The sequence below is a fragment of the Prescottella subtropica genome, assembly GCF_005434945.1.
Taxonomy (GTDB): Bacteria; Actinomycetota; Actinomycetes; order Mycobacteriales; family Mycobacteriaceae; genus Prescottella; species Prescottella subtropica.
The window spans coordinates 86437-92311 of sequence record NZ_SKCH01000005.1 but is presented as its reverse complement, the minus strand read 5'-3'; the positions used below and the strand labels follow the sequence as shown (position 1 = coordinate 92311).

The window sequence follows — 5875 nt, the reverse complement described above, 5'->3', positions numbered from 1 at the left end:
TGACAAGCCCCCTGAAAGCAGAATTGCCCGGGTTTCATCGGGACCACACCATATCAAGATCCCCAACGCGAACGGACGGTTTCCGAGCCATCGGGAATCGACATTTGGCCTGGTAGATGGGCAGAATTGACCCTTGGGTCCGAATAGCCTGAACCCTCAGTCGAGAGATGGATCGCGTTCCCGCGCATCGAACAATGTCCGCGGTCGTAAATCCGTCCAATTCGTCTCGATGTAGGAGACACACGAACGGCGCGACGCCCGCCCGTGCACGACGGACCAGCCCGCGGGAACATCGGCGAAAGCCGGCCACAACGAATGCTGACAGTCCTCGTTCACGAGCACCAGGAAATCCCCGTCGGGATCGTCCAACGGATTCGATGGAATTGTCACCACTTCACCTCTCGATCGCTTCGACGAAGAGTGGTGCACACCACACGCTAGATCGTGCTCGCTACGGGGTTCGTTACATCATGTTAGGCGCGTCGAGCCCGGACCGCGGCGGCGATCAGCGCGCCGACCGCCCCGATGGCCAGCAGATATTCGGGAATCGGGCCGAGCCGGGTGGCGAGGGTGGTGCCGGTACGCAGCGGAATCTCCGCGACGAGCGCGGCCGGGGTGAACAGCGGTGTCTGTTGCGTCACTGCACCGTCGGCGGCGACGAGCGCGCTCACCCCGCTGGTGGCGGCGACGATCACGTCGCGGCGGTGCTCGACGGCCCGCACCCGCGACATCGCCAGCTGCTGGTACGTCATCTCGGTGTCGCCGAACGTCGCATTGTTGGTGGGCACGGCGATCACCTGGGCGCCGGCGCGTACCGACTGGGTCAGGGCCCTGTCGAACGCCACCTCGTAGCAGGTGGCGACCCCGAACGGGATGCCGGCGGCATGGACGACCCCGTTGCCGTCCCCGGGCACGAAGTTCCCGGCCTGGTCGGCGTACTCCGAGAACCGTCGGAAGAAGTCCCGGTACGGCAGGTATTCACCGAACGGCTGGATGATCCGCTTGTCGTGGCGTTCGCCCGGTCCGTCGGCGCCGTCCCACACGATCACCGAGTTGGTGGTGGTGCCGTCCCCGTTGACCAGGACGGCGCCGACGAGGATCGGGGCGCCGACGGCCTGCGACGCCGCCGTGATCTCGGTGGCGGCGTCCGCGTTGCGCAGCGGGTCGATGTCCGACGCGTTCTCCGGCCACACCACCACGTCCGGGCGAGGGGTGCGGCCGGCGACGATGTCGTCGGCGAGTTCGAAGGTGCGGCGCACGTGGTTGTCGAGGACGGCGCGGCGCTGCGCGTTGAAGTCGAGTCCGAGGCGCGGGACGCTGCCCTGGATCGCGGCGACGGTGATCGTGCGGTCCCCGTCGGCGTCGGCGTGCACGTACGGGACGGCGGCGAGCGCGACGATCGACGCCGCGCATGTGACGGCAACGGGCCCGGCCACCGCGCGGGGCGAGAGGGTCGTCCGGGACGCGGTCAGTGCAAGTGCGGCCAGTCCGGTGCCGGTGAGCGCCACCCCGAAACTGAGCAGCGGCGCCCCGCCGAGCGCTGCCAGCGGCAGCAGCCATCCCTCGGGTTGGCCGAACGCGAGCCGGCCCCACGGGAACCCGCCGAACGGCACCGATGCGCGCAGCCATTCGGTCAGGCTCCACCCGGCGGCGGCCGCGACGGCGGTGATCCACGGTGCCCAGCGGGCCCGACCGAGCAGCACGGCGCCGACCCCGAACAGGCCGACGAACACCGCCTCGGCTGCCGACAGCGCCAGCCACGGCAGTGGACCCACGTACTCGCCGATCCACGGCAGCAGCGGCACCAGGAAACCGAGCCCGGCCAGATACCCGTAGCCGAAGCCGGCACGCAGCGTCCGGCCGCCGCGCCCGTACCCGGACAGGACGGTGACCAGCAGGCCGACCCCGACCGGGGCCAGGAACCACAGCGGCCGCGGCGGGAAACTTGCGAACAGCAGCAGCCCGGCGGCGACCGCCAGGACGCTGTCCCGGCCGATCGCCGTCAGCGCGGTGCGGTGCTCACGCTTCATGGACGACGGCCCCGCGATGCACCGACTGCAGGCACACCGGGGTGCGGGCGCCGTCCTCGAGCCGCGGCAGCGCCGGCACCCGCGACCGCGGATCCGTCGACCAGCGCTGCACCGAATCCTTCGGGGCCGAGACGACGAGTTCGTCGGCGTCCCAGATCACGTACGATGCGGGCGCCCCGGGGACGAGGGTGCCGGCCATGCCGTCGCGCACCCCACCGGCCCGCCACGCGCCGCGGGTGGCGGCGGAGAACGCGGCCCGCGGGGACACGCCGCTGCCGGGGGTGCGGTGGTGGACGGCGGCCCGCAGCATCGCCCACGGGTCGAGCGGGGTGACCGGGGCGTCGGAGCCGAACGCCAGGGACATGCCGGTCGACGCGATCGGTGCGAACGCGTTCATCCGGGCGGCCCGCTCGGCGCCGAGTCGGCGCGCGTACATGCCGTCCGGGCCGCCCCACAGGGCGTCGAACACCGGCTGCATGCTGGCGATCACCCCCCACGAGCCGAGGAGGGCGGCCTGCTCGACGGTGACCGTCTCGAGATGTTCGAGCCGGTGACCGAGGGCGGCGACCGTCGGGCCGCCCAGTTCGGCGACGACCCGGTCGAAGGCGGCGACCGCGGTGGCGACGGCGGCGTCCCCGATGACGTGGAACCCGGACTGGATGCCGGCGAGGGTGCAGGCCCGCACGTGCGCGGCGACCGCGTCCACGTCCAGATACGAGGTGCCTCTCAGGTTCATCGAGCTGCCGTCGCAGTCGTGGTACGGCTCGATGAGGGCGGCGGTGCGGGAGCCGAGGGCACCGTCGACGAACAGGTCGCCGCCGAGGGCGTGCGCGCCGGTCGCTGCCAGTAGTTCGGTGGCCGTCTCCGGGGTGTCGACGGCCTGCCCCCAGTAGCCGCGCACCTGCACCCCGTGGTCGAGGGCGAGCAGTTCCCGGAAGTCGCCGAGGCCGCCGATGTCGGGGCCGCCGCACTCGTGGACGGCGACGATGCCGCGGGCGGCGGCATGGTCGAGCGCGGCACGGCGGGCGGTCGCCCGCTGGTCGGCGGTGAGCAGGGCGCGGGCGCGGTCGCGCACCAGATGGTGGGCGGCGGCGGTGAGCGGGCCGTCCGGGGAGAAGCCGGACGTCCCGGCGAGACCGTCGGCGGTCTGCCTCAGCGGCGTCGAGCACAGCGCCGAATGCGCGTCGATCCGGGTCAGGTAGACCGCCCGGCCCGGTGCGGCGGCGTCCAGGTCGGCGGTGGTGGGGGCGGCGTCGGGCCAGGCACTGTCGTCCCAGCCGTGCCCCCAGACGATCGCGTCACCGTGGTCGGCGGCGAAGCGGCGCACCCGGTCGAGGCAGTCGGCGCGGTTGCGGGCCCCGGTCAGGTCCAGTCCGGTCAGCTGCAGGCCGAGGGCGGTGGTGTGCACGTGGGTGTCGACGAAACCGGGGGTGACGAACGCGCCGTCGAGTTCGACGATCTCCGCATCCGGGTGCAACGCCCGACCGGGACGGTCCTCCCCCACCCACACCACGACACCGTCGGTGACGGCCATCGAGGTGGCGTCGGGGTTGCTGGGGCTGTAGATGCGTCCGTCGACCAACAGTTGGGTGCTCACAGCCGTCCAGTCTGCCCGTTACGGCAGGGCACGCGGCCCCTGGGTGCCGAACGTGTCGCCGGTGGTGGGACCGGTCACGTCCACGACCTCGCCGTCGATGACGTCCCCGCCGCGGGTCCGTGCGGTGCGGGACGCGAACTCCATCCCGGCCATCGTGACGGTCGCCTTGCGGCCGGCGAGGGCGACGGCGACGGGTCGCAGCGCCCAGCGGGTCGGCGGCGCCAGCATCAGCAGACCCAGCAGTGAGGTGACCAGGCCCGGCACGAACATCAGGACCGATCCGGCGGCGACCATCGCGCCGTCGGCGACCGCCCCGGCCGGGGACGCCTCCCCGCGGGTCGCGCGGCGGAACCCGTCCATCACGGCCCGCCACTGCGACTTCACCAGGATCATGCCGATCGCGGAGCCGGCGATGAGCAGCAGCACCGTCCACAGCACCCCGATCACCGAGCCCACCCAGATGAGCACGCCGACCTCCACGACGACGTAGAGAAGGAACAGCAGGGCGATCATGGTGGGGTCCTTTCGGGCGGGTCCGCTGCATCGTCAACGAGCGGCGGCGCCGAAATGCTCCCATGTCACCGGATTCGATTGCATAACGGTCTAACCCTGAAGTTGACGTTGAGAGTTACGGCGTGGTTCGGTTCGAGAACCGATCGGTCTACCGGACCGATCCCCCGGGAGGAGAAACCGTGTCGCGTCCGTCTCGTCGTGCCCTGACCCGTCTGTCCGCCGTCGCCGCCCTGTCGGTGGGCTTGTCCGTGAGCTTGTCCGTGGGGGCTGCGTCCGCCGCCCCCACCCTTCCGGACCTTCCCCTTCCGTCGGCGCTGCAGGATCTGATCGGCGGCGTCCTCGACCAGCCCGGCGTCAAGGACGCCATCGAGGGCGTCACCGGCCACGAGGTCGGCGCCACCACCACGCAGGACTTCCTGTTCCCCGCGCCGACGTTCGGGTGCGGGCCCGCCGACGAGCCGATGACGGTGACCGTCGCCAACGCCCAGGCCGGCCCCAACTTCCCGGTCCCGCCGTGGATCGAACGCGGGCATCTGCGGTTCCAGGCGCTTCCCGCGCACCTCGAGATTCCGCAGCAGTCGGATCTGCAGGTGGCGTGGTTCAACACCGCCACCCTGCGCGGCGGCGTCGTCCCCCTCGCCGACACCGTCATGAACGTGCCGACCCTGTCGACGACGGTCGACACCGGTGAGGGCACCGTCCTGGCGGCCCTGTTCGGTCGGGTGACGTACCCGTCGGGGGTCACGTGCACCGCGCTCGGCACCGTCGGACAGTTCACGGCCTGACCGGTTGTGAAGGATTCCTCTCGCCCGCCGATGAGGAATCCTTCACAACCACAGCCGTGGCACCATCGACGGCGTGCCCCGCACCCCCGACGATCAGCGCCTCTCCGATCTGGCCCGCCTGCGCCGGGTCCGTGACCGGATCGACCGCGACCACACCCACCCGCTCGACGTGGAGGCCCTGGCCCGCGGCGTGCACATGTCGGCCGGGCACCTGTCGCGGCAGTTCAAGCTCGCGTACGGCGAATCCCCGTACTCGTATCTGATGACGCGGCGCATCGAGCGGGCCATGACGCTGCTGCGGCGCGGCGACCTGTCGGTCACCGAGGTGTGCTTCGCGGTCGGCGGCTCGTCGCTGGGCACGTTCAGCACCCGGTTCACCGAACTGGTCGGGGTGTCCCCCAGCGTGTACCGGGCGCAGGTGACCGCGGAGGGGCAGGACACCGAGATGCCATCGTGCGTGTCCCGGCAGGTGACCCGACCGGTCAGGAATCGAGAAGCGCCGGCGGCGGCCCGCCCCTAGCGTGATCGGCATGGACATCACGATTGCCAACACCTTCCTGCCGCACACCGACCGCGACGCCGCCCTCGTCTTCTACCGGGACCTGCTCGGATTCGAGGTCCGCAAGGAGGTCGGCTGGGGCGGCCTGTACTGGATCACCGTCGGCCACCCGGACCAGCCGGGCGTCTCACTGGTGCTGACCCCACCGGCCGCCGACCCGGGCGTCACCGACGAGGAGCGTCGCGTCGTCACCGAGATGATGGCCAAGGGCACGTACGCGATCCTCACCCTCGCCACCGGCGACCTGGATGCCACGTTCGACAGGCTCGTCGCCGGCGGCGCCGAGATCGTGCAGGAGCCGACGCAGCAGCCGTACGGTATCCGGGACTGCGCGGTCCGCGATCCGTCCGGCAATCTGCTCCGCATCAACGACATCGCCTGACCCCGCTCG

Annotated in this window: 7 protein-coding genes; 3 read left to right on the top strand and 4 right to left on the bottom strand. The window is 71.4% G+C overall.

Annotated features, from left to right (window positions below; translation table 11 throughout):
* Positions 1-156: 156 nt before the first annotated feature.
* From E0497_RS07515 to E0497_RS07500, 4 genes are all read right to left on the bottom strand, one after another.
* Positions 157-384: an MbtH family protein gene (locus E0497_RS07515; RefSeq protein WP_137724247.1), complete on the bottom strand. Its 228-nt coding sequence runs from the start codon at positions 382-384 to the stop codon at positions 157-159.
* An 89-nt stretch (positions 385-473) separates the two neighbouring features.
* Positions 474-2030 carry an apolipoprotein N-acyltransferase gene (gene lnt / locus E0497_RS07510; protein WP_137724164.1) on the bottom strand — a complete coding sequence of 519 codons (1557 nt, stop codon included), beginning with the start codon at positions 2028-2030 and terminating at the stop codon, positions 474-476.
* Complete coding sequence (locus E0497_RS07505) at positions 2020-3627, bottom strand: amidohydrolase (protein WP_137724163.1); 1608 nt, start codon at positions 3625-3627, stop codon at positions 2020-2022. The genes lnt and E0497_RS07505 overlap by 11 nt, the downstream gene beginning before the upstream one ends.
* Positions 3628-3645: 18 nt before the next feature.
* Positions 3646-4140, bottom strand: a complete 495-nt coding sequence (locus E0497_RS07500) for an FxsA family protein (RefSeq protein WP_137724162.1) — start codon at positions 4138-4140, stop codon at positions 3646-3648.
* A gap of 179 nt (positions 4141-4319) precedes the next feature.
* Here E0497_RS07500 and E0497_RS07495 point away from each other — a divergent pair, with 179 nt between their 5' ends.
* The 3 genes from E0497_RS07495 to E0497_RS07485 all read left to right on the top strand — a co-directional run bounded on the left by E0497_RS07495 (position 4320) and on the right by E0497_RS07485 (position 5866).
* Positions 4320-4925, top strand: coding sequence for a hypothetical protein (locus tag E0497_RS07495; protein WP_137724161.1), 606 nt, complete (start codon positions 4320-4322; stop codon positions 4923-4925).
* 73 nt (positions 4926-4998) lie between these two features.
* Positions 4999-5445 carry a helix-turn-helix transcriptional regulator gene (locus E0497_RS07490; RefSeq protein WP_170312904.1) on the top strand — a complete coding sequence of 149 codons (447 nt, stop codon included), beginning with the start codon at positions 4999-5001 and terminating at the stop codon, positions 5443-5445.
* Positions 5446-5455: 10 nt separating this feature from the next.
* Positions 5456-5866 (top strand): VOC family protein, encoded by a 411-nt coding sequence (locus tag E0497_RS07485; RefSeq protein WP_170312903.1) that lies wholly within the window; start codon positions 5456-5458, stop codon positions 5864-5866.
* The last annotated feature ends 9 nt before the right edge of the window (positions 5867-5875 follow it).

Bases quoted from the DNA above. Each gene is read 5' to 3' on its own strand.
- lnt (WP_137724164.1), bottom strand. From the start codon at position 2,030: ATGAAGCGTGAGCACCGCACCGCGCTGACGGCGATCGGCCGGGACAGC.
- E0497_RS07500 (WP_137724162.1), bottom strand. From the start codon at position 4,140: ATGATCGCCCTGCTGTTCCTTCTCTACGTCGTCGTGGAGGTCGGCGTG.
- E0497_RS07485 (WP_170312903.1), top strand. From the start codon at position 5,456: ATGGACATCACGATTGCCAACACCTTCCTGCCGCACACCGACCGCGAC.